23 protein-coding genes are annotated in these 22,712 nt (G+C 39.4%); 16 read left to right on the top strand and 7 right to left on the bottom strand.

Features of this window, described 5'->3' with window-relative positions; genetic code table 11:
* Positions 1-66: 66 nt before the first annotated feature.
* Both H5187_RS13720 and H5187_RS13725 read right to left on the bottom strand, forming a co-directional pair.
* Positions 67-1,053: a 2-hydroxyacid dehydrogenase gene (locus H5187_RS13720; protein WP_182797968.1), complete on the bottom strand. Its 987-nt coding sequence runs from the start codon at positions 1,051-1,053 to the stop codon at positions 67-69.
* Complete coding sequence (locus tag H5187_RS13725; protein WP_182731252.1) at positions 1,013-1,534, bottom strand: glutathione peroxidase; 522 nt, start codon at positions 1,532-1,534, stop codon at positions 1,013-1,015. The genes H5187_RS13720 and H5187_RS13725 overlap by 41 nt, the downstream gene beginning before the upstream one ends.
* 122 nt (positions 1,535-1,656) lie before the next feature.
* On the opposite strand from H5187_RS13725, the gene H5187_RS13730 reads away from it, so the two are divergent.
* From H5187_RS13730 to H5187_RS13780, 11 genes are all read left to right on the top strand, one after another.
* Positions 1,657-2,538 carry an NAD(P)-dependent oxidoreductase gene (locus H5187_RS13730; protein ID WP_145233016.1) on the top strand — a complete coding sequence of 294 codons (882 nt, stop codon included), beginning with the start codon at positions 1,657-1,659 and terminating at the stop codon, positions 2,536-2,538.
* A gap of 196 nt (positions 2,539-2,734) precedes the next feature.
* Positions 2,735-3,373, top strand: a complete 639-nt coding sequence (locus tag H5187_RS13735) for a thermostable hemolysin (protein ID WP_149980952.1) — start codon at positions 2,735-2,737, stop codon at positions 3,371-3,373.
* Positions 3,373-4,845 (top strand): AMP-binding protein, encoded by a 1,473-nt coding sequence (locus tag H5187_RS13740; protein ID WP_182739168.1) that lies wholly within the window; start codon positions 3,373-3,375, stop codon positions 4,843-4,845. The genes H5187_RS13735 and H5187_RS13740 overlap by 1 nt, the downstream gene beginning before the upstream one ends.
* Positions 4,842-5,531 carry a TenA family transcriptional regulator gene (locus H5187_RS13745; RefSeq protein WP_145233019.1) on the top strand — a complete coding sequence of 230 codons (690 nt, stop codon included), beginning with the start codon at positions 4,842-4,844 and terminating at the stop codon, positions 5,529-5,531. Before H5187_RS13740 ends, H5187_RS13745 begins: the two co-directional genes overlap by 4 nt.
* Positions 5,528-6,322 (top strand): SDR family oxidoreductase, encoded by a 795-nt coding sequence (locus H5187_RS13750; protein WP_182797958.1) that lies wholly within the window; start codon positions 5,528-5,530, stop codon positions 6,320-6,322. The genes H5187_RS13745 and H5187_RS13750 overlap by 4 nt, the downstream gene beginning before the upstream one ends.
* Before the next feature lie 2 nt (positions 6,323-6,324).
* Positions 6,325-6,972: a hypothetical protein gene (locus H5187_RS13755; protein WP_182719148.1), complete on the top strand. Its 648-nt coding sequence runs from the start codon at positions 6,325-6,327 to the stop codon at positions 6,970-6,972.
* A 1-nt stretch (position 6,973) separates the two neighbouring features.
* Positions 6,974-7,633, top strand: a complete 660-nt coding sequence (locus tag H5187_RS13760; RefSeq protein WP_182797959.1) for a response regulator transcription factor — start codon at positions 6,974-6,976, stop codon at positions 7,631-7,633.
* Complete coding sequence (locus tag H5187_RS13765) at positions 7,633-8,937, top strand: ATP-binding protein (RefSeq protein WP_182719150.1); 1,305 nt, start codon at positions 7,633-7,635, stop codon at positions 8,935-8,937. The genes H5187_RS13760 and H5187_RS13765 overlap by 1 nt, the downstream gene beginning before the upstream one ends.
* A gap of 13 nt (positions 8,938-8,950) precedes the next feature.
* Complete coding sequence (locus H5187_RS13770) at positions 8,951-9,277, top strand: cupredoxin domain-containing protein (RefSeq protein WP_246175520.1); 327 nt, start codon at positions 8,951-8,953, stop codon at positions 9,275-9,277.
* Positions 9,264-10,004 (top strand): iron transporter, encoded by a 741-nt coding sequence (locus tag H5187_RS13775; protein ID WP_182719151.1) that lies wholly within the window; start codon positions 9,264-9,266, stop codon positions 10,002-10,004. The genes H5187_RS13770 and H5187_RS13775 overlap by 14 nt, the downstream gene beginning before the upstream one ends.
* 38 nt (positions 10,005-10,042) lie before the next feature.
* Positions 10,043-10,705 (top strand): hypothetical protein, encoded by a 663-nt coding sequence (locus H5187_RS13780; protein ID WP_246175522.1) that lies wholly within the window; start codon positions 10,043-10,045, stop codon positions 10,703-10,705.
* A gap of 47 nt (positions 10,706-10,752) precedes the next feature.
* Here H5187_RS13780 and sbcB read toward each other — a convergent pair whose 3' ends face one another.
* On the bottom strand, positions 10,753-12,198 hold the full coding sequence (gene sbcB, locus H5187_RS13785) for an exodeoxyribonuclease I (protein WP_182757574.1): 1,446 nt from the start codon (positions 12,196-12,198) through the stop codon (positions 10,753-10,755).
* Positions 12,199-13,139: 941 nt separating this feature from the next.
* Here sbcB and H5187_RS13790 point away from each other — a divergent pair.
* From H5187_RS13790 to H5187_RS13800, 3 genes are all read left to right on the top strand, one after another.
* Complete coding sequence (locus H5187_RS13790; RefSeq protein ID WP_182718909.1) at positions 13,140-13,547, top strand: hypothetical protein; 408 nt, start codon at positions 13,140-13,142, stop codon at positions 13,545-13,547.
* Between the two features lie 265 nt (positions 13,548-13,812).
* On the top strand, positions 13,813-14,151 hold the full coding sequence (locus tag H5187_RS13795) for a methanolan biosynthesis protein EpsI (RefSeq protein ID WP_182785073.1): 339 nt from the start codon (positions 13,813-13,815) through the stop codon (positions 14,149-14,151).
* Positions 14,144-15,493 carry an SPFH domain-containing protein gene (locus H5187_RS13800; RefSeq protein WP_149980966.1) on the top strand — a complete coding sequence of 450 codons (1,350 nt, stop codon included), beginning with the start codon at positions 14,144-14,146 and terminating at the stop codon, positions 15,491-15,493. Before H5187_RS13795 ends, H5187_RS13800 begins: the two co-directional genes overlap by 8 nt.
* A gap of 92 nt (positions 15,494-15,585) precedes the next feature.
* Here H5187_RS13800 and H5187_RS13805 read toward each other — a convergent pair whose 3' ends face one another.
* Positions 15,586-15,831 carry a hypothetical protein gene (locus H5187_RS13805; RefSeq protein WP_145233036.1) on the bottom strand — a complete coding sequence of 82 codons (246 nt, stop codon included), beginning with the start codon at positions 15,829-15,831 and terminating at the stop codon, positions 15,586-15,588.
* A gap of 171 nt (positions 15,832-16,002) precedes the next feature.
* Positions 16,003-16,926 carry a DMT family transporter gene (locus H5187_RS13810; protein ID WP_182797960.1) on the bottom strand — a complete coding sequence of 308 codons (924 nt, stop codon included), beginning with the start codon at positions 16,924-16,926 and terminating at the stop codon, positions 16,003-16,005.
* Between the two features lie 91 nt (positions 16,927-17,017).
* Here H5187_RS13810 and H5187_RS13815 point away from each other — a divergent pair, with 91 nt between their 5' ends.
* Positions 17,018-17,911, top strand: a complete 894-nt coding sequence (locus tag H5187_RS13815) for a LysR family transcriptional regulator (RefSeq protein ID WP_182797961.1) — start codon at positions 17,018-17,020, stop codon at positions 17,909-17,911.
* A gap of 115 nt (positions 17,912-18,026) precedes the next feature.
* Complete coding sequence (locus H5187_RS13820) at positions 18,027-18,854, top strand: phytanoyl-CoA dioxygenase family protein (protein ID WP_149980969.1); 828 nt, start codon at positions 18,027-18,029, stop codon at positions 18,852-18,854.
* Positions 18,855-18,936: 82 nt separating this feature from the next.
* On the opposite strand, the gene H5187_RS13825 is transcribed toward H5187_RS13820, so the two are convergent.
* A complete protein-coding gene (locus H5187_RS13825; protein WP_182797962.1) occupies positions 18,937-20,295 on the bottom strand; it encodes a GGDEF domain-containing protein in 1,359 nt (452 codons plus the stop codon).
* A gap of 296 nt (positions 20,296-20,591) precedes the next feature.
* The gene (locus H5187_RS13830; RefSeq protein WP_182794738.1) at positions 20,592-22,541 is read right to left on the bottom strand and encodes a methyl-accepting chemotaxis protein; all 1,950 of its coding nucleotides are present in this window, start codon (positions 22,539-22,541) and stop codon (positions 20,592-20,594) included.
* Positions 22,542-22,712: the final 171 nt, after the last annotated feature.

Raw genomic sequence — 22,712 nt, forward strand, 5'->3', positions numbered from 1 at the left:
GCTCCTAGCACCTAGCACCTAGCACCTAGCACCTAGCACCTAGCATCTAGCACCTAAATCAACCTCTTATTTAACTTCATTACTTAGTGGTTGGTTATTAGCGAACTCAAGTGCATTATTTACGGTGATTTGCGCAATTTCACTCAATGCTTCTTTGGTAAAAAAGCCTTGGTGGCCGGTGACCAGTACGTTTGGAAAACTTACCAAACGCGAAAACACATCGTCTTGCATAATTTCATCACTGCGGTCTTTAAAGAATAGTTCTGACTCTTGTTCGTACACATCTAGCCCTAAATAACCCAATTTTTTAGTTTTAAGTGCGCCAATACAGGCTTTGCTATCAACTAATGCGCCGCGGGAAGTGTTTATAAGCATCACCCCTTGCTTCATTTTGGCAAAAGCGTGTTCGTTGATCATATGATGAGTTTGCTCGGTTAACGGGCAGTGCAAAGAGATCACATCGCTTTGACTTAATAAAGTGTCTAGATCACAAATTGTATAATTGCCTGGTACTGCATAAGGGTCGCAAACCAATACATTTGCATCAAAGCCATTGAGTATATTTACTAAAGCCAAGCCAATTTTTCCACAGCCAATGATACCAATGGTTTTCTTGAATAAGTTAAAGCCAAGCAAGCCATTTAAATCAAAATTATCTTCACGGATACGGTTATAGGCTTTGTGAGTTTTGCGATTGAGGGTAAGCATTAATGCTACACAGTGCTCTGCAACTGCCTCAGGGCTGTAAGCGGGTACTCGGCATACTTTGATGTTATGGGCATGTGCCGCAGCTAGGTCAACGTTATTAAAGCCAGCACAGCGTAATAAAATACATTTCACGCCGAATTGAGCAAGCTGATCAATAACCGTTTTATCAACGATATCGTTTACAAATACGCATACAGCATCAAAGCCTTGGCTAAGTATGGCACTTTTCGCATCAAGAGATTGTTCAAAACGGGTTAATTTGATGCGTGTTTGATTGTTTAAACAGGCATCAAAAGATGCATGTTCATATTTTTGCGAACTGAAAAGCGCTACCGTTAGTTGCATCATTAATATTACTCTCTATGACCTGTTTCAAGGTGTCGGGTTTAGTGCGCGGTGCATAACGTACCGCCAATTGTCCCTCAGAGTTTATTAGAAACTTGGTGAAATTCCATTTTATAGCACGATTTTGTGCAATTCCTCGGGTATGTGCTTTTAAATAGTTAAATAACGGATGAGCATCAGGGCCGTTGACCATTACTTTACTAAACACAGGAAAACTAACATTAAACTGTTGTTGATAAAAGTCTTTAATATCAATGTTGTCTATTGGCTCATTGTAGTCAAATTGATTACACGGAAATGCTAACACAATAAACCCTTGTGCTTTATATTGCTGATATAGTTTTTCGAGTGCGCTTAACTGCACCGAAAAGTTACACTTACTGGCGGTATTGACGATTAAAATCGTTTTGCCTTTTAACTGACTTAAGGCAAAATTTTCGCCGTTATAAAGCGGGGCACTGAATTGATATATGCTATCCATAGGTTACCTATTTTGTCTCGTCCATGAAGAAATTTAATGAAGACTTTTTCATTCGCTTTTTTACTGTTCGGTTGAGATAATCAAATTATCTTTTTAAGTTACCACTGAAATAGGTCAATTTTATGTCAATGAAAGTCGCATTTATCGGTTTAGGTGTAATGGGTTATCCAATGGCGGGTCATTTAGCAACTGCCGGTCATCAAGTAACCGTGTATAACCGTACCACAGCAAAAGCACAGCAATGGGCAGAAAAATACGCAGGTCAGGTGGCATTAACGCCAGCAAAAGCCGCAGAACATGCAGATATCGTATTTATGTGTGTAGGTAACGATGATGATTTACGCTCAGTCGTTTATGGTGCTGACGGGGTGATTAAAGGTATGCAAGCAGGCACTATTTTAGTCGATCACACTACGACTTCAGCCGAAGTTGCGCGCGAAGTATCCGCTAATGCGGCACTAAAAGATATTGCGTTTATTGATGCGCCAGTATCGGGTGGTCAAGCTGGTGCTGAAAATGGTGTATTAACAGTCATGGCTGGTGGCGACTCAGCAGTATTTGCAAAAGTACAACCAGTTATGGCGGCATTTAGCCGTTTTAGCCAGTTACTTGGCGAGGTTGGCTCTGGGCAGTTGTGTAAGATGGTTAATCAAATTTGTATCGCTGGCGTAGTGCAAGGCTTGGCCGAGGGCTTACATTTTGCAAAACAAGCAGGCCTTGATGGCGAAAAAGTCATTGAGACGATTGCAAAAGGTGCGGCTGGTTCATGGCAAATGGAAAACCGTTACAAAACCATGTGGGCAGGTGAGTACGAATTTGGTTTTGCTGTTGATTGGATGCGTAAAGATTTAGGTATTGCGTTAGATGAAGCAAAAAATAATGGTGCCACTTTACCAATGACCGCGACGGTCGATCAGTACTACGCTGACGTACAAGCACTTGGTGGTGGGCGTTTTGACACATCAAGCTTATTGGCGCGCATCGAAGCGTTACATAAAAAATAGATAATCAGAGCGTCGGATAATAAATCTATCCCCCAGCAATTAGCGGGTAGATGTGGCTTATTATTCCTGAAATCTCCAGTTACGTAATCACTGACCCAAACATTGTTTGGGTTTTTTTATAAAAATTAATTTTTCTTAAGGTTTATTTAAGTTTTGCTCGTTAGATTTTACCCATAGTCTAAAAAGAGCGAACACTATGCAATCACTTCAAGTTACTAACTTGCCTGTTACCAACACACATGATTATGTGTGTGCTAATGCAAACATGCCATTTCGTGTGCAATTAGAGCAAGTCGTTAAAGCGAGTTTTGCCAGAGCTTACGGCGCCAATATTAAGCAGTTTATGCCGGTGTTATGCCAATTAAGTATTGCCGCTGATTCTTGCACGCTGGGACTTAGAGCTGCTACTCAATCACTTTTTATCGAGCAATACTTACCAGAGCCGATTGAATACTTTGTTGATGTACCGAGGGAAGATATTTACGAGCTTGGTAATTTATGTTCAACAAATCGCAAAGCGACTCTCGCTCATTTTGTACTAATGAATGAAGCACTTTATCAAATTGGCGCAAAACGTTTGGTATTTTGTGCCACTGCAAAGGTTAGAGCATTATTAAAAATGCTCTCAGTTAATTGCACTGAAATTGCATTAGCCAATAGTCAGGCACTTGATAACCCAGCAGATTGGGGGACTTATTATGAAAATAAACCAACACTGTGTGTGGTAGATTTAGCGGCTGCTCATGATTGCGTAATAAACACACCTCATTTGTTTAATATTAAACAGCACTATCATCAAGCGAGTTGCCAATTAGCATCGCAATTGGAGGCATAATGGGGTTTTTATCGAAACTACCACACGCATCGCTTGATACTGTGATTGTTGATCATCATGACCAACAAATGCAGCCGATCAGTAAACAGACGCTGATGCAAGCAGTGGCCGAGTTAATTATCGACTTTAAAGCGCTTGATATGTCAGCCGTGGCGTTTGTAATGGACAATACGCCTGCTTGGTTAATTGTTGACTTTGCATTGATTGAGTTACAACAAGTAAGCATTCCGCTGCCGACCTTTTTTAGCCCACAACAGCTAACTAATAGCGTGAATAAAAGCGGCGTTTCGCATTTTATCAGCGACACCCCCTGTGAACTTGACGGGTTAGAATGTATTGCGACCTTGAGCGTGTTAACCCGCTACCCGCTTTATATCTATAAAGTAAGCGCGTCGAGCCCTACAACATTTTTTACAGATACCCAAAAAGTGACGTTTACTTCAGGCTCTACCGGTGAGCCAAAGGGAGTGTGTTTATCTTTACAAAGCCAATTACAAGTGGCGACCTCATTGCATAAAAAAATAGCGATAAAACAGCCAAAACATCTGTGTTTATTACCTTTGCCAGTATTACTTGAAAACATTGCAGGGGTTTTTGCACCGTTACTAGCCGCAGGTGAAGTGCATGTTATGACACTGCCAGAATTAGGCTTCTCTGGGGCAAAATTAAATGATGCCAGTCAACTGATCAATGCCATTGATCGTGTGCAACCGAATACGCTTATTTTGGTGCCGGAATTATTGACCTGTTTAGTCTGGTTTGCCAAGCAGGGATGGACAGTACCAAAGAGCCTGAAATTTATTGCCGTTGGTGGCGCTGTACTCAGCAGTGAATTGATCACTGTAGCGCGTAGTTTAGGGTTACCAGTTTATCAAGGTTATGGCTTATCTGAAGCTTCATCAGTGGTGAGCTTAAACACGCCAAATGATGATGACATAGAGTGTGCAGGGCGGGTGTTAAATCACTTGCAAAGCAAACTGGTAGACGGGCAGCTATTTATTAAAGGACCCTTATTTTTAGGCTATTTAGGTCAACAACCCCATGATCAAACGAGTTGGTATGCAACCGGTGATTTGGTTGATCAACAACAAGGTCGGTTAACTATTAAGGGGCGTTTAAAAAACCAAATTATTACTAGTTTTGGGCGCAACATCAGCGCTGAGTGGCCTGAATCTTTGCTACTCAGTAACAGTGAAGTACAACAAGCTGTTGTCTTTGGTGAAGGTAAAGCGCATTTAGTAGCACTTATTTATGCATCAGTAAATATGACTGATGAGGTATTAGCGGAGCATTGTAGAGGTATTAACGCACAATTACCTGAATATGCCCAAATTAAAACATTTCATCGCTTAGCTGAACCACTTACTGCAGAGCGGGGATTATTAACCAGTAATAACCGCCCTAAACGCCAAGCGATAGCAAACTATTATCATGCACAACTAACAGCACTGTACAGTGAGGCAATATTATGAGCAATTTTTTCGAGACATTAAAATCACAAACCCAAGCAGAACGCGAGTATTTACTGGCTGCACCGATCATTGCTCGAGTATTCAAGGGGCAAGTAAGCACAACTGAGTATGCTTCATTTTTAGCTCAAGCCTATCATCACGTTAAACATACGGTGCCATTAATGATGGCCGTGGGCGCGAAATTATCGACTGAACAAGAGTGGATCCGCGAGGCGGTTGCAGAATATATAGAAGAAGAAATAGGTCATCAAGAGTGGGTGCTCAATGATATTGCAGCCTGTGGTTTTGATAAACAACAAGTACGTCAAAGTGCTCCCAAGTTTGCCACCGAGTTAATGGTTGCTTATGCCTACGATACAATTAATCGTGGTAATCCATTGGCATTTTTTGGCATGGTGCATGTACTCGAAGGTACTTCAATTGCGTTAGCCGATAATGCGGCAAGTAATATAGCCAATATGACCGGATTACCTAAAAAGGCATTTAGCTATTTAACATCTCATGGGGCTTTGGATATTGAGCATGTGAAGTTTTTTGAAGATCTGATGAATAAAATAGAGTCTCCTGCAGATCAACAAGCGATTGTGCATGCCGCTAAATGTTTTTATAAGTTATATGGCAATATTTTTCGTGAATTAGATACAGATCCACAGTTTGCAAGTAGCGACTTGGAGCAAACTGCATGAACCGTCCACTTTGCGTGTTAACAGGTGCGACAGGCGGAATTGGTCAAGCCGTGGCATTAAAGTTGATTCAGCATGGCTGGCGTTTACTGTTAGTTGGTCGTCAACAAGCACAACTAGAGGCATTACAGGTTAAGTGTGGCCAAGACTGTGAGATATTTATTGGTGATTTAACATCAGCACAGACTCGCCAAAAACTACTTGAACATGCTAAATCACTTGGCGGTGCAACAATGCTTATCAATAACGCTGGCATTAATGTGATGCAAGGTTTTAGTGAAATGACGGAGCAGCAAATAGATGACTTACTGATCGTTAATCTGTCTGTGCCAATTAAGTTATGCCAACTATTTTTACCACAAATTTTAGCTAAAAAAGGCTCAATTGTTAATGTGGGATCATCGTTTGGTAGTATTGGTTACCCTTATCAAACCTTATATTGCGCAAGTAAATTTGGTTTACGAGGAATGACCGAAGCGCTGGCCCGCGAACTCAGTCACTGTGATGTAAAAATATTATATTTAGCACCTAGAGCAACTGATACAAATATCAATTCAGTGCAAGTACGCGCGATGAATAAAGCTTTAGGCAATACAATGGATCCACCTGATAAAGTGGCAGATGCGCTCATTTCATTATTGAAATCTGGAAATTCACGCAGTTACATTGGCTTTCCAGAACGCTTATTTGTCAAACTAAATGGTGCTTTTCCATCCTTAGTAGATAACGCAATTGCAAAACAACTTCCTAAAATTAAAAGTTTTTTTGCAGATAAAGTTGATAAAGGTGAATGACTATGACTAAACTACTTTATACTAGCTGCTTGTTAACTGGGATATTTTTAACCAGCGCAGCGCATGCCGATCTTGCTAGCGAATTAACTCAGGTGCAAACAAGTTGGGCAACTGTGAATTATGAATTAGTAGATAAAGCGCAGCTCAATGCATTTGAAGAGTTATCAGAGCAGGCCGCTGGGTTTGCAAAGACCTATGATGATCAGGCGCAAAGCCATATTTGGTATGGTATTGTGCTATCAAGTTATGCTGGGGCAAAAGGCGGCTTAGGTGCGTTAGGGTTAGCAAAAGATGCTAAAGCACAGTTAGAGCAAGCCATAGAAATTGATGCCAATGCGTTATCAGGCTCTGCTTACACCAGTTTAGCGACCCTTTACAGTAAAGTACCGGGTTGGCCAATTGGATTTGGTGATGATGACAAAGCGAGTAAATTATTTAACCAAGCGCTTGCTATTAATCCAAACGGTATCGATAGTAATTACTTATACGCGGCATTTTTGTATGACGAAAGAGAATACAAAAAGGCAAAAACACATTTACTTGCCGCTCAACAGGCACCGGCACGCCCTGATAGGCCAAAAGCGGATTTATACCGCCAGCAAGAGATCACCCAGTTATTGGTAAAAGTAGATAAGAAACTAAAGAGATAATATGCATTTACTACTGGTTGAAGATGATAAGTTAGTGGCTGAAGGATTATGTCGTTCACTTCGCCAACAAGGTTACAGTGTCGAGCACTGTGCTAGTATGAAATCAGCCATGCAATGGCTCGAAAATGACGAGATCGAATTACTTGTGCTTGATTTAGGACTACCTGATGGCGATGGCATTGATGTATTAAAACACGTCAAAAAGCATCGCCCTAACTTACCAGTAGTAATCTTAACGGCACGCGGTAGTATTGACGACAAAGTACAAGGGCTAGATTTAGGTGCTGATGATTATTTAGCTAAGCCATTCGATCCTGCTGAATTATTTGCCCGTTTAAGAGTCGCTAGTCGGCGCGTAACTCATGCGCAATCAAGTACTATTAATGTAGCAAATGTAGAAATGGATACCTCCGCTTTTACAGTCACACTTGATCAGCAACCGGTAAACCTGCCGCGTAAAGAGTTTATGTTACTAAAAGCGCTTTTTGAAAATCAAGGGCGCGTATTGTCCAAACAACAATTAGAGAGCAAACTATATGAATGGGGCGAAGAAGTAGGTTCAAATACTATTGAGGTGCATATTCATCATCTACGTAAAAAGCTCCCTAAAGATCTAATTAAAACCTTACGTGGCATAGGTTATGTGGTAGGTAAACGTTAGTGTCAATTAAACGCAGATTAACGCTGATTATTTTATCAACGGTGATCCTGACTTGCTTTTTGGCATTCAGCAAAGGCTACCGCGAAAGTATGAGCCAGGCCGAGCTGCTACTTGATAACGAATTGCAAACCATTGCTCATGTACTGATCGAGCAACCTATACACAGCGACAAGCCAGTGTTAAGAAGTGATCTAACTCGATTACTGTTTCAAATTTGGCAAGATAACAATTTGCTTAGCGCGTCTAAATCATTAGCTGAACTGGCGCAAAAACCAAGCCTGAATGGATTTAGTGTTGAAAACTTAGCCGGACAGCGGATGCGAGTATTCAGATTAACCATGCAGACAAAACAAGTGCTGGTGGCAGAGCCGCTGAGTAAACGCTATGCCCTTAGCGAGACCATGATTTTGTCAGCAATGACACCTTTGCTTTGGAGTGTGCCACTGCTTGCGGTGTTGATCAGTCTATTTGTCAAACAAGGATTAAGGCCCTTAACACGCCTTTCAACATTATTAAAAACGCGACAAGCCAATGACTTTACTGCCATTAATTGGCAAGTGAGCGAATACGAAATTAAACCGGTGATCTCACGGTTAAATGATCTGTTTAAACGTGTAGAAAGTGCCTACTTAAGAGAACGCTTTTTTGCCTCAGATGCTGCCCACGAATTACGCACCCCGTTGAGTAGTTTAAAAATAAATGTTCATAATCTACGCGCACAAGGTGACGGTTGCTTGGAACTTGATGCAATGGCGCAAGGTATCGATAAACTTAGTAATATTGTTGAGCAAATGTTGATTTTGGGACGCACCTATCCAGAGCAATGGCAGGCACAATTTAGCCCAATTTCAGTGCTAGAGGTCAGTCAACAAGTGGTTGCACAGCTATACGAACGACTTGATGCAAAACAACATATGATCAGTATTGAAGGCGATGATTATGTTATTAATGGTGACCAATTTACCTTGGCAACCTTATTTAGTAATTTATTAAGTAACGCCATAAAATATACGCCCAGTGGTGGCAATATAGTGATCCGCTTAAATAATCAACAAGGTGAGTATGGTTGGCAGATTGATGACTCAGGTCCTGGCATTGATGATGCCCATAAAGCACGAATTTTTAACCGTTTTTACCGTGTTGGAGGTGATAAACACCCCTCTGGAGAGCAAGGTGCCGGATTAGGTATGGCGATAGTTGAACATATAGTAACAATTTATGATGCAAGTATTTCTTTAGCCGACAGTGAATTAGGCGGCTTACAAGTACGAGTAGAATTTATGCAAGGAGCAGAGAGTGAATAACTGGTTAGGGTTTATCAGCCTGCTGCTATTTAGCGTATTACCGTTTTCGTGTTTTGCTAAAGAATATAAATTAATTTTAAAAGATCACCTTTTTTATCCAGCGGAGATCATTGTTCCGGCCAATACTAAACTAAAACTTTTAATTGAAAATCAAGATAGTACGCCAGAAGAGTTTGACAGCTTTGATTTAAATCGAGAGAAAGTGCTGTATCCAAATCGTAGTAGTGTGATTTATATCGGGCCACTGAGCCCTGGGCGTTATGAGTTTTTTGGTGAGTTTTCACCTAACACAGCCCGTGGTGCAGTATTAGTAGAAGGAAAGACTGATGCTGATAACTAGTTTATTGATGAGTATAAATCAGCTGTTACCAGTCGTGATTTTACTCGTGCTGTTACAGTCATTGCTAAAGCTAAACCAGCGTGTGCTGATAGTGACCGCTTTTGTTGGGCTGCTTTGTAGTATTATTTATGTACAAAGTGCCGCTTGGTTGAGCCAGTTATTTGATCATCGCGGCCTTGAGTTTAGTCAAATGCTATTGTGTGTCATTGTGTATGTTGCATCACTAATAAGTTGTAAACAGCAGCGTTTATTCGCATTGCTTGCAATAGTTGCGGTTATGGCGCTGTATTTGAGTCACTATTTTATTTATCTGGTTGGTTTTTGGCATAACACCGACACATCAAAACCTTTGCTTATAGGGACATCTTTGGGAATAGGGATCTGTGGTAGTTTTGGTGTGTTGCTATTATTTTTACTGCATAGTGTTAGAGCACGATTTGGTGTGTATCCACTGATGTTGTTTTTGGCTTTTAATGCCTCGGCAAAATTACTGATAGTATTAGATCTGGCCAGCCAAATTGACTTGATCAATATTACGTCCAACTACTTTGATTGGCGTGCAGTGCTAGTCGAAAACTCAGAGTTAGGCCGTGTACTCAAAGCCTTAGTCGGCTATGAAGCAACGCCAAGCAAAACTGCATTATGGCTTTATCTAGTGGCGGTTTTAGCCTTTATTGGCACCAGCATAGTATTTACTCGGCAATTTTCTCAAAAGGAGCCATCATGAGATTTATTCTCGCGTGGTGTTTAACTTCGCTTTTGTTCATGGCATCGTTTAATGTGCGAGCCGATGGAATAGTCGTAGATAAAGTTTACCACCCTTACGTATTACCATTTGAGCGCGAATTTGAATGGCGTTTGATCTCTCATCAAACAGATAAGGGCAATATTTTAGCCCAACGAATTGGCTTAGGTGGCTCGTTCAACGACACCATGAGTTTGGAAGGTTATGCAGTTGGAGAACGCGATGACGACGGTAACTTTGGTTTCTCAGCCTACGAACTAGAACTGCGTTGGCAGTTGGTTGAGCAAGGGCGGCTATGGGCTGATTGGGGCGCCTTATTTGAACTTGAAAAGCAAGAAGGCAAAGATAGTTATGAAGCCACAACTGGCTTTTTATGGGAAAAAGAATTTGGTCGGACTAGCCTCACCATGAATGCATTTTTAGTCTACGAGTGGGGCGGTGATATTAAAAACGAATGGGAAACTGAGTTTCGCGCGCAGTATCGCTATCGTTTTCGCTCTGAGTTTCAGCCTGCATTAGAGCTATACGCCGGAGAAGACTTCTTTGGTATTGGCCCTGGTTTTATTGGGCTGCATCGATTTTCAGCGAAGCGACAACTAAAGTGGGAAGCAGGATTTGTGACCGAGCTGAGCCAACAAGGTAAAGATCACAGTTTTCGCCTTGCCCTAGAGTTTGAATTTTAAAGCAAAAAGCCGCGAAAACTCTGCTCGCGGCTTTAAATCTCTGCAAACTACATACTTTGCGCGTAGTTATAAAGCGCTTTTAGAATAGTTAGATTTTTTTCATTATCGTCATGTTCATGGGCAAGATTTTCTAGCGTAACCATAAAATCTTGTGCGCTGATCGATGGTTGATCTTCACCATGCATTAATTTGTTTTGGCAATATTGACGCCACTGATCAAGTTCATCTTGATTAAGTGATTGCGGCCAGTTACGGGCACGGTATTTAAACAATAAGTTATCAAACTTTTTATCTTCAAAATCCAACTTCATACCCGCTAATTGCTCAGGGCTGGCATCACGGATAATGGCAAATTTAGCTTTATCAGCATGACTGGTGAAGCCGTCGTATAACATGTAATCAGTATTGGTGGTTTTACCGTAATCGGGCTTATCGTTAAATACTTCAGTGACTTTATCGCGAAGACTTGGGTTGGCTTTTAAAATCGCAAGATTTTTTAAACACTGCTCGCGGTCAATGCCTAAACGGGCGGCGTTTTCAGGTAATAAAGTTTTAGCAGGCGCTAAAATAGGGCATTTATTTAAATGTACCAATTTTAAACCAACAGGCAGTTCATCATCGGCAAGCTCACTGCGCTTGGTATAAAGGCGGGTGCGCAACTCTTCAATTGATAAATCGAGTAATACCTTTGGATCTTCGGTTAAGTTAAAACACACTACTGCATTTTTATTAGTCGGATGAAAGCTCATTGGCGCAATCCAACTGGTACAGCCTTGGGTAGCAGGAATACGTGATGAAGTATGCACCAGCGGCGTCATATTAAATACATCAACTAACTCAGCTAAGGCTTTTTTACCGCGCAAACTAAAAAAGAAGTTATACAGTTTTGGCTGTTTTTCTTTTATTAGTTTAGCCAAAGCAATCGTCGCGGTTACATCAGATAACGCATCATGCGCCGCAGCGTGTTCAATACCATTGGCAACCGTTAAATGCTCCAACTTAAAGCTTGGGCTGCCATCTTCTTTTAACGGCCATTCAATACCTTCAGGGCGCAGCGCATAACAAGCACGCACTAAATCTATAATATCCCAGCGGCTGTTATTGTTTTTGTATTCGCGTTCGTAAGGGTCGTAAAAGTTACGGTAAAAGCTATAACGGCTTACTTCATCATCAAAACGAATGCTGTTATAACCGGCCACGCAGGTATTCGGCACACTAAACTCAGCATGAATTTTGGCAATAAAGTCAGCCTCAACTAAACCTTTTTGCATCGCCACTTGCGGAGTAATACCGGTGATCAAACATGCCTCAGGGTGCGGTAAATAATCAGCCACAGGTTTGCAATATTCAATCAACGGCTCACCAATAATGTTTAAATCAAGATCAGTACGAACACCCGCAAACTGGCTCGGCTTATCCTTTTGCGGACTCGCCCCCCAGGTCTCATAATCGTGCCAATAAATAGTTGCTTGATTTTGCTCTTGATAAGCCATTTAAAAACCCTTTAAGTTAGCTTGAAGCGGTTGCAATACCGCCAAGTTACTAAATTCATGAATTATTTAGATTATGGCATACAGGCGAGGGAGTTTATAGGTTTGGATGATGAAATGATGGTAATCATACTATTCTCGGGTAGCTTGTCTTAAGTGTTGCGAAACCTAATTAATCATTAAAAGAAAAGCCTGCTTAAAAACTCATAACTATGAATACATTCAATTGTAGGTTGAGTTTTAGCCCGAAAAAATTTTACTGCGAGCTACAAGAGCATTATCGTAGGCGTTAAGCTTGCTGGCGTATTTTTTGGTCGAGAAAACAAGGGCGAGTATCAGCGTTAAAGCTTTTATAAATCAGTGCTCTAAATTAAAAGCAATATTTAAATTGTTGTTGAGCTTTTTGGCCCTATAAGTAGGAGTGTGCTTTAGCCACGAATGTTTTTTACCTTTTTATCATGTTCTATACTTTAAAGCTTTCCTATTGCTCAGATGGAATTCATCATCAATTGCTTATTTTCAGATTGTTACGACTAGAAAGAGCTTAAAAGCATGTTTGCAGCTAATTTATATAATTGGGACTCGGCAATCAGAGGCTCGTTTAGCCAAGTTGAGGATTTCAACTTTGAAAATAACAAGAGAATTATTATTTTTATAATTAAGTTGCTGAAACTAAATATAAAGTCCACAACTTATCTTATATTCAATACTAATAGCGATTACGTACAAGTCCAGTAATATTTCATTGTCAGGCGTATATGAACAATTTAATGCCGTTAATAAATAGAATATCAGTTCGTTTATTAGACTAAAGTCTATAAGTTAATTTTCTTCACCTGTCGGGTTTAGTTTTATCGTTTGTCGAAATTGAGCCAACACTCTAAAGTTCAGTTGTCGGCAACCCAGACGATATGACACGACTCAAACCAAATAGGAATATAATCATGAAACGTTCACTAATCAAAACCATCGCACTTGGCTCATTATTTACTTGCTCAGCGGCTGTTATGGCTGATCAAAGTGATTACAAATTAATGATTATTGATAATGCGGCAGCGTCTCAGCCAGTAGAACAATCATTTAATAACTGCGCATTAAATGTGAAATCAAAAAATTATGCACAAGCAGATGAAATTTGTACCAAAGCAATTGCATTGCTAAAGCAAAGTAATGGTCCACGTATGAAAGTTCGCGCGCTAACATCATTTGCTTTAAGCAACCGTGGCGTGTCCCGCATGTTGGCAAAAAATGATACGGCTGGTCTTTCTGATTTATACGAAGCCGCACAAATCGCGGATAGCGAAATGGTGTCTCATAACCTGACGCGCGCTAAAGAATACCTTTCTTTATAATTGTTTTTATAAACGATTAAAGACAAAACCACGTTAGGCTAAGCCAACGTGGTTTTTTGTTTTTTAAAGTGTTTCTCTTCTGAGCCAACCGTAAAACTCACTTATATGTTATTACTTATACAATTAGAGAAATTATATTTCTTCTTGGTATTTTAAAACCTGCATTTTGTTCCTGTTACCTTGTATAATACTCGGCTTAACAGGTGTAAACCATTTTTACACTTATTACCAACCCCCCAATATTAAAACAATATAAGTAGATTTTATGATTTTTTACCTTATTGGGATAACGATACTCATCATTATTTTGTGCGCTGCTTTGTATATGATTTACAGTAACATGCATAAAAATAGGATTAATAAATCTAAAGAATACAATGTGTTATTTGATAAAGACACGATTGTAGATGAGTTAATTACCCAGCTAACAGAAAAGAATAAAACCCAAGAAACCGAAAATGAAGTGCTTAAAAGCAAAGAAGATATTTTAACAACTTTCATCGAGTTGCATCGCTCTGGTAGTTTTTGCGGGCAACTAAGTGAGCAAGAAATTATTTACTTTGTTAAGAAAAAATTAGATATGGAGAGTAATAAAAATGGATAGTCAGCAAGCTGTAACCCCTCAAGGCAATAAGAGTTCTTTTATAAGTCGATTTGGTCGTCGTAATGTTATTTTAGTGAGTGCTATTTTTATAGTATTAGCTGTAATTGCTACGCTTATGTCGCAAGTTATTTCATGGAATGAAGCTGATGAACGTTTAGTTCATCAATCGGCATTTACGGGTAACTTAACTGTTATCGATCAGGCTGGACCTTATTTAAAAGCTTTTGGTTCTACATCTGCTTATAAAAAAGTTATTTCAATTAACTTTACTGGCGACAGTAGTGCTACAGCAAGCGCCATTGTGCCGCTAATTCCGATTCGATTTTTAGATACAACAACAGGCGGTGCAAGAGGGGTGTCGCGATTTAGGTTACCTGGTAATGTGCCTGCTGGTGAATCTGGTTCTTTACGTGGATTACTTAAGATCCATGAAGAGTTTGGTTCGCAAGAAACCTTGATCTCAAACTTATTAATGCGCGCTACCACTGAAAATGTAAAGGCATCTGCGCGGATGATGTCTGTAGAGCAGCATTATTCTGGTGGTAATGGTCAATTAAGCCAAGATTTTGCAGATCAACTTACTAATGGTATTTTTGTGACTGAACAAATTATTAGTAGCGGTGAACGTGATAAAACGGATGAGCTAAATAATTTGAGTAAACAGCAACGTGTCACGATCAATATCAAAAAGGATTCAGAAGGTAATGCATTACGTAATGCGCCTATTTTAGGTGCGTATGGTATTACAGTGGTTGACGCCAGTATTATTGATATTGACTATGAAAGTAAGGTTAATGCAAGACTTGAGGCACAAAAGCAAGCGGCTGCTGATGAAGCTTTAGCAAGACAGAATTTAAAAAAAGCTGAACAACAAGCCCGTACTGAAGTTGCTCTAGGTGAACAAGCGATTGCTAAACAGCGCGCAGAATCAGAAAAGTTAAAAATCAAAGAACAAATTGATGCTGAACGAGTAAAAGCGAATGCAATTATTTCTGCGCAGCAACGCGTAGCGGTGAAAGCTGAATTGGCTAAAGAGCAAGCAGAGATCTTAAAACAGCAGCGCTTAGAAGCGATGGGGATGGATGTACTTGCCGAAGCGCGTCAACGGGCTAAATCGGCAGCCCTTGATCCTAAGTATGTGTTTGATGAAACACTAAAAGCTGAAGTTAAAATTCAAACTGCTTTATTCACCAGTTTAGGTAATAGTCGTTTAGTGCCTGAAATTGTAATAGGTGCCGGGCAGGGCGAGCAAAGCAATGGCTCTGAGTTTATGCGCATACTTGCAGCGGATGCAGCATTGAGCTTACAAAAGCGTTTAGATAAAGATAAAAAAACAAAGTAGAACAGTAAATTGTATTTAATAGCCCTAGTCAACTAGGGCTTTTTTATGTGATTAGCCTTAGTAAACTATAGGCTAACGTATTGATTTAATATTTAAAACTTTGGACATAAAGCGTGATCAAAGCCTTTTTCAGTTAATAAAAAAGTCGCGCTTGGGGTAGCAAAAATATAGCCTTCGTAGTTAAGAAACGCAATTGTGCCTTTAACTGATTCGATTTGCTCTGCTGATGCACTTTCTATAATAGCTTTCGGATCTAAATTGACTGGTGTTGGAAACTGCTGATAAAGCTGCTTAAAAATTAAGGTGGCGATAGTTTTAAAGGTGTCGTTATTTTTCATTTTTTTGCTCTTTGGTGTTTATGTGTGCTGCTAATGCATTATTGTAACTCTTTCTATTTAAAGAGTAACTGCCACACTTACTTGTTTATCCTAAAATAATACGCGGTTAAATAGCGATAGAGTTGTAGGTAACCCATCGCTATATATCATGAGCTGGTGCTGTATTACTTGTTATTTACAAGGTTCAGGAATGCGTTTTGGGGTAACAATTCGTGGCAGTAATAAGCCGATGATCACAACAATAATGCCAATTAATTGTAGTTCTGTAATTGGTTGGCCCATCAAAAATGCTGTTAACATGGCAAATACCGGAACGAAGTTAAAGAATAACGATGCATTCGCTGAGCCAAGTTGGCGTATGCCATTAAGCCACAGAAGATAGCCGGCAACAGTTCCAAATAAGCCAATATAAATAACATCGATAATACCTACCATTGAGCTATTACTGAGTTCGCTAAGCGGGTGTACATTGGCGGTCACTAAACACATTAAGCCAATGATTGTTGCACCACTTAGCATACTAACAAAAGTATAAGGCAATACAGGCATGTACTGATTGATACCTTGGCTAAAGTAAGTGTATGAACTCCAAGCTAACATACCTAAAAAGATCATTTTGTCGCCGGCATTGATTTGCATATTCAAAAGCACGGCTAAGTCGCCATTGGTGATAACTAATAATACACCTGATAGGCTAACGATTAAGCTAAAACATTGTGCTGCAGTAGGCATTGAGCGCTTTGCAACTGAGCTTATTAATGAGGTTGCAAGTGGGCTCAGCGCCATTATTAAAGAGCCGTTTGCGGCACTGGTATGTTCCAGCCCGGTAAATAAACCGAGGTTTAAGCCACCTACGCCAACAGCACTAACAATAATCACCCAAGCCCATTGGTTGAACGTTAAACTTGGTTTTGTACTGTTAATTATTTTTAAGTAGATAGCCAAGCAGATTGCGGCAATACTAAAGCGCCAAAATACTAAAGTCAGTGCGTGTACTTGATTTAATGCATGTTTACCAATAGGAAAACAACTTCCCCAAAAAAATGCACATAATAACAGGAGTAAAATAGCTTTTGTGTTGGCTGAGAAGTTCATCAGCAATCCAGAGATGTTGAAAAGTTGCGGCAAGTGTATTACTTTCCATAATGTGGATAAACAAGCAAAAATAAGAGAGTAGATTCCAAAAATGAAATATAGATATTCACTAGACGATTTACGCTATTTTTGTATTGTTGCCCATTTAAAAAGTTTTAAAGATGCTGCACTGGCTTTATCAGTGCCTTTATCAACATTGAGCCGTCGTATTCGACAACTTGAAGATGATTTACAGCTTAGATTGTTAAACCGTGATGCTCATCGCGTATCGCTGACCCATATGGGGGAGCTGTATTACCAACGTTCGAGTGCATTGTTTGCTGAGTTAGATGGCATTAATGATGATCTTCATATCGAGAAGAATCAACCGAAAGGTAAGATCATAATCAGTGCACCTATTAATGCCGGCTCGCAATTTTTAAGGGATATTTTTTATGATTTTTTACTGCAATATCCTGAGATCCAACTAGATATTAGGCTCTCGAATACTTTAATTGATATTGAAGCGCAAGCAATGGATGTGGTGTTTAGGGTGGGTAATACGGTGGTTGACAATTGGATTGCGAGGCCACTTAAAGATATTCACTTTATTTTGTGCAGTAATTCGCAGACGGTGACCCACAGTGTTAAGCATCCCACTGATTTATGTGCAAAAAGCGCTGTGATTTGCCAGCCGATGTCTATTTGGCAGTTAGTAAATAAACAAAATGATGATACTTATGATTTTCAACCCAGTAAGGGCATTCGTTTAGAGCTTGATGAAATTCAAATGCTCACACACGCGGTTAAAAAAGGCTTGGGGATTGGTTATATTCCTGACTATTATGCATTACCAATGATAGCTCAAGGTGAGCTTCAGCATGTTTTGCCTGATTGGCAAAGCAAGGCACGCACTTTATTTATGTTATATCGGGAGCGTGACCATATACCATTGCGCGTCAGATTATTCATCGAATATGTGCTAGCTAGATTTGAGCAAGGTTAGTATGCTTTTTTATTACTTTTCTGAACTGTTGGGCAAGTGAAATACAGCCTGTTTAGTTATTAATAGCGCCGGACTACAAATTTAAGTACCTGTATATTAAAAGGAGATATTAAATATGCAAACCAATTTAGTGGTTGAACGGTTTAAGCAGCAGGGTTTTGTAAAAATTAAACAAGTACTTAAACCAAGTGTAATCACAAAACTGCAGCACTTTTGTGATGAGCTGGTTGCTCAAGCACAGTCACACTATGTAGCCGGTTTACCATTTGATAATATTGCTGTTATGCAAACTGCAGATGAGCCTTTTGTGTATCGCGTTAATGAGCTTTTTCAATTTCAGCCACAATTTGCTCATCTGCTAGCGCAAACCAAACTAATGAGTTACGTTGAAGCGATTATCGGCGAAGCTGTTTTACCTAGCTATGAGTCACTTGTGATAAAAAATTCATTAGATGCACGCGGATTTGATTGGCACCGCGATATGGCGGTGAGAACTCAAGAGCCTATTTTTACCGTGGGGGTGTATTTAGATGATGCAATAGCGCAGCAAGGGGCGTTAACAGTGATCCCGCAGTCTCATTGTAGCCAAGCAAGTGTGTGTGATTTAAAGCGCCAGCTATCCATTGCACAATTACAAAGTGTGGATATTACGGCCAATGCAGGGGATGTGGTAATTCACCATGTAAACACGGTTCATGCATCAGGAAGACAGAAAGGTTCAGCTATACGTAGAACGATCTATTTTGAGTTCAGAGCAGTATCACATTTTATTGATAATCCGTGCTTTCCTAGTGAGTGGGTCGAAAAGCGGCAAGCGTTAATGGCTAACCTCAACGCGCTTAATTCAGCTGATATGGCTAATAATGTGCAGCTACCCAATGATTTGTATGTAACTCAAGTACAAATAGAGCCGGCAGAATATTGTATTGAGTTTGCCAGTTAACAGTATCAACATAGGTATTTACATGTGTGTAAAGCCAGCCTAAATATATAAATTTGCTCTGAACTAATACAGCCAATACAAGTTAAGCGACTACGATACAATTACGACCTTGTGCTTTTGCCTCATAGAGTGCTTTATCTGCGCGATTAAAAATAACTGAACTCGAGTCATCTGCCTGATAACATGTTACCCCAAAGCTTGCGGTCACTTTAGGTAAGCTCACTTCATCTAATTCGCTAATATACACTCGTAATCGCTCTGCAAGTTGGTGGGCTTGTTGCTTATCTTGAATAGGAGAGATAATAGCAAACTCTTCGCCACCGATACGAAACAGCATATCCATGGCATGTATTTGTTGCTGTAATTGTGTAGCTAGATGTTTTAATAACTTATCACCTATTTGATGGCCATATTGGTCGTTAACTTGTTTAAAGTGATCAATATCCAATATTATTAAAGCAAATAGATATTCGCTTCGTGCTGCCATATTGATCTGGTTTTCTATTTGTTCTTCCCACTTGTGTCGGTTAAATACACCGGTTAAGCGATCTTGGGTTGCTAATATTATTAATTGTTTTTCAATTTCCTCACGGCTAGTCATTTCCTGATTCAAACGTGATATAACAATTTTTATATCGTGTTCTAATGCTGCAAGCTCATCTTTAGTTTTGATCTTTTTTTGAAGTTCCAAGGGTAACTCATGGTGTTCAACAGAAGAGTTTAACGTTTCGATATTAGATTGGATGCGTTGAATACGACGTAAAATAATTTGAATAATAAAGGTCGTTAACAGCAAGCCTAGGATGATGGCGCATATACCGAGTAAGCTGCTGACAAATAGAAAGTCTTTTTCGTGCTGATCTGTGTAATACGCATCATCAGAGGTTAATTTATTTAATTGCGCTATTATTTGCTTTTCTGCACTTTCTAGCTCAGTTGCCATTGTTTCGACTTGCAACCGCGCTTGCTCAGTAAGTTGATTTTGTTGGTAAACATTTTCTAAATAGTTTTCGAACTCGTCACTTTTTTGCGTATAGTTTTCAATTGTGGTGGCCACTTTTTGATGTGCTTCAGGCTGTAATATGACTTCTTTTAATGCTAATGAGTGATTAATCATTGCTACCGCTTTATCGAGCAATTGTTTTATTTTTTGTTTTTCAAAAGCAAATTGTTGATGTGGGTTGAGCGGCTTATCATCAATTTTGTTTTTTAGTTGAAATTGCTCAAATTGCAGGTGTTGTTCAAGCTCTATGAATTCCACTTGTTGCATTAACTGACTTAACGGAATATCCAGAAAAGCCACTACGCGCATTTCACGCTCTATTTGATTTACTTTATAGGCCGAAAAAACAATAACACAAAACAAAAACGTTAATAAAAAAACAAATAATCCACCAATTTTTTGCTTTATTGACGCATTGTACCAGTTGAATACCGACATAAAGTTCCTCACTGCTTAATAGTCCCTCAAGTATAGTTTAAAAAGCGCGTAATCTAGCTTATTCAGTATGACCACAGCAAGCATTAATTATTCTGATCTGTTGATGATAAATCTATCTCTGGCTGGAGAGTAAAACGAATATTGATTTTTAATCAACATGTTATTAAATATTTAAACCAAAGCTCAAGCTAACTATATATTTGGTAAAGGGTTATGGAGCTCTACAAGTCATTTTGGCTGGCACTGTAACTGTGCGGTAATTAATCTTCACCACACAGTTACATATAAAAATGACATTAAACAGTAAATTTAACGATCAATTGATTTAATTGCGTTGCTAAACGGGCGATATCCTCACTCGAACTCTTAGTTTGACTTGCTGCAACTGAGTTTTCTTGAGAAATAGTTTTCACATTGACAACATTTTGATTAATGCTTTCGGCGACAGAGCTTTGTTGCTCTGCGGCGCTAGCTATTTGTATATTCATGTCGTTTATGATTGAAATACTATTTGTAATTGACTCAAGTGCTGCACTGGCTTTTTCAGATTGAGTAACACATACTAAGGCATTTTCTTTACCTATACCCATTGTTGCCACTGTGCTATTTGTGCCAGTTTGTAGTTGTTTGATTATATTATGTATTTCACCCGTTGAATTTTGCGTTCTAGATGCTAGTGAACGAACTTCATCGGCAACAACTGCAAAGCCTCTACCTTGCTCACCAGCTCTGGCAGCTTCAATAGCAGCATTTAAGGCTAATAAGTTAGTTTGCTCGGCAATCGCTTTGATCACATCTAATATCGTGCTAATGCTCTCAACAGATTGTTGCACACCGCTTAACTCGGACGATGAATCATTAATATTACTTGAAAGTTTATTTATTGAGGAAATAGTTTCTTTGACAACTTGGTAACCCAATACGGCTTCGTTACTTGCAGTATTTGCTGCATCGGCTGCTTGAGCTGCGTTATTAGCTACATCACGCACAGTTATGGTCATCTCATTCATAGCGGTTGCAACCATATCTGTTTCAGATTCTTGATTGCGGATCCCTTGCGAGGTTTGATCTGTTACCGCAGCAAGCTCTTGTGAAGCAGACTCAAGCTCTTTACTTGCATTTGTAATTGTAGAGATCATTGCTTTTAAATTGTTTGCTGTATTGGTAATAGCATTAAGTAGCAAGCCAGTTTCGTCGTTTGCAGTGTTTTGTATATTTATATTAAGTTGACCTTTTGCTAGCTGATTTGCAGCTGCTACTGCTTCATGAATTGGCTTGGTAATAATGCGGGATAACATCATTGCAGCTGCAATACCGATAACAATAGCGAGTAGCGATATTGATAATAAAAAATAAAAGCTATAACTAATAGCCTCTTTTAATTCAGTGCCAAGAGCGGTTTGCTTACTCAGCATTTCCAACTTAATGTCTTCAATTAGATTCGCGACTTTTGGGCCAATCATGTCTAAAGTCTTTTTAGAAATATCGTTTTGCTTAATTAACAGCTCATTAAGCTCTTTAAGGTGATTAATATATGAGTTATAGCTTTGCATCGCTTTTTTAAGAGATGCTCTTCTTTGCGGATTTTGTAGATTGCTATCGAGCGTGTCTAACTCGCCTTTTAGATCGTTGACTAAAAAGTTCATTGCAGCTTGGTAGTCCTTGTTGTTAACCGACTCAATAAACTTAAGTACAAAAATACGGCCAGTTAGCATTGAACTTAGTGCATTTGCGCCCTGATACGAAGAGGTCAGGCTGTTATCAGTAAACGCCGTGTCGGTAATTGAATCTAATTCACGGCGCATTTCTTCGCCGTATTTACCAAGGGCTGGTATACGTTTTTTTTGTATATCATCCATTAATACTACAACGCTCTCAAACGCCTGATTATATTCTTTTATCAACTGTAATATTTGGTCAATTACAGCATTCATTTTGGGGTCGCTGATATCGTTTTTACTATCTGTAGTAAATTGCATTGTGGCATTAAAGCGCTCTTTAAAGCTTTTTACTGACTCGGAATCCTTATTGCGCAGAAATTTAGAGGCTGACATTCGCATCATCAGCATATTGGCCTGAATTCTACCTGCTAGAGTAGTGACTTGCGTTATTTTTTGGTATTCATCTGTTTCTGTGCTGGCTTTTTGTAATGCTTTCATGCTGATGCCAACAACGACTAATAACAAACAAAGTACCGTTGCAAAGCCAACACCTATTTTTTTCCCTAAGTTTAAATTTTTGAACATTGATAATCACACCTTCTAGTTGGGGTTAAGCATATTATATTCTTAACAGTGAAGACTGGGACGCTGTAAAGAACACAATATGAACCATTAATATAATTTGAACTGTGGATAATAAATCTATTTCCAGCAGCTATTTCCAGCGTTCGATTTATTTAATAATCAAATACTTAT

It is taken from the genome of Pseudoalteromonas sp. SG44-1 (assembly GCF_014164315.1).
Taxonomy (GTDB): domain Bacteria; phylum Pseudomonadota; class Gammaproteobacteria; order Enterobacterales; family Alteromonadaceae; genus Pseudoalteromonas; species Pseudoalteromonas rhizosphaerae.

Coding starts and splice junctions, on each gene's coding strand:
- H5187_RS13720 (WP_182797968.1), bottom strand. CDS start 1,053: ATGCAACTAACGGTAGCGCTTTTCAGTTCGCAAAAATATGAACATGCA.
- H5187_RS13725 (WP_182731252.1), bottom strand. CDS start 1,534: ATGGATAGCATATATCAATTCAGTGCCCCGCTTTATAACGGCGAAAAT.
- H5187_RS13730 (WP_145233016.1), top strand. CDS start 1,657: ATGTCAATGAAAGTCGCATTTATCGGTTTAGGTGTAATGGGTTATCCA.
- H5187_RS13735 (WP_149980952.1), top strand. CDS start 2,735: ATGCAATCACTTCAAGTTACTAACTTGCCTGTTACCAACACACATGAT.
- H5187_RS13740 (WP_182739168.1), top strand. CDS start 3,373: ATGGGGTTTTTATCGAAACTACCACACGCATCGCTTGATACTGTGATT.
- H5187_RS13745 (WP_145233019.1), top strand. CDS start 4,842: ATGAGCAATTTTTTCGAGACATTAAAATCACAAACCCAAGCAGAACGC.
- H5187_RS13750 (WP_182797958.1), top strand. CDS start 5,528: ATGAACCGTCCACTTTGCGTGTTAACAGGTGCGACAGGCGGAATTGGT.
- H5187_RS13755 (WP_182719148.1), top strand. CDS start 6,325: ATGACTAAACTACTTTATACTAGCTGCTTGTTAACTGGGATATTTTTA.
- H5187_RS13760 (WP_182797959.1), top strand. CDS start 6,974: ATGCATTTACTACTGGTTGAAGATGATAAGTTAGTGGCTGAAGGATTA.
- H5187_RS13775 (WP_182719151.1), top strand. CDS start 9,264: ATGCTGATAACTAGTTTATTGATGAGTATAAATCAGCTGTTACCAGTC.
- H5187_RS13780 (WP_246175522.1), top strand. CDS start 10,043: ATGGCATCGTTTAATGTGCGAGCCGATGGAATAGTCGTAGATAAAGTT.
- sbcB (WP_182757574.1), bottom strand. CDS start 12,198: ATGGCTTATCAAGAGCAAAATCAAGCAACTATTTATTGGCACGATTAT.
- H5187_RS13790 (WP_182718909.1), top strand. CDS start 13,140: ATGAAACGTTCACTAATCAAAACCATCGCACTTGGCTCATTATTTACT.
- H5187_RS13795 (WP_182785073.1), top strand. CDS start 13,813: ATGATTTTTTACCTTATTGGGATAACGATACTCATCATTATTTTGTGC.
- H5187_RS13800 (WP_149980966.1), top strand. CDS start 14,144: ATGGATAGTCAGCAAGCTGTAACCCCTCAAGGCAATAAGAGTTCTTTT.
- H5187_RS13805 (WP_145233036.1), bottom strand. CDS start 15,831: ATGAAAAATAACGACACCTTTAAAACTATCGCCACCTTAATTTTTAAG.
- H5187_RS13810 (WP_182797960.1), bottom strand. CDS start 16,926: ATGAACTTCTCAGCCAACACAAAAGCTATTTTACTCCTGTTATTATGT.
- H5187_RS13815 (WP_182797961.1), top strand. CDS start 17,018: ATGAAATATAGATATTCACTAGACGATTTACGCTATTTTTGTATTGTT.
- H5187_RS13820 (WP_149980969.1), top strand. CDS start 18,027: ATGCAAACCAATTTAGTGGTTGAACGGTTTAAGCAGCAGGGTTTTGTA.
- H5187_RS13825 (WP_182797962.1), bottom strand. CDS start 20,295: ATGTCGGTATTCAACTGGTACAATGCGTCAATAAAGCAAAAAATTGGT.
- H5187_RS13830 (WP_182794738.1), bottom strand. CDS start 22,541: ATGTTCAAAAATTTAAACTTAGGGAAAAAAATAGGTGTTGGCTTTGCA.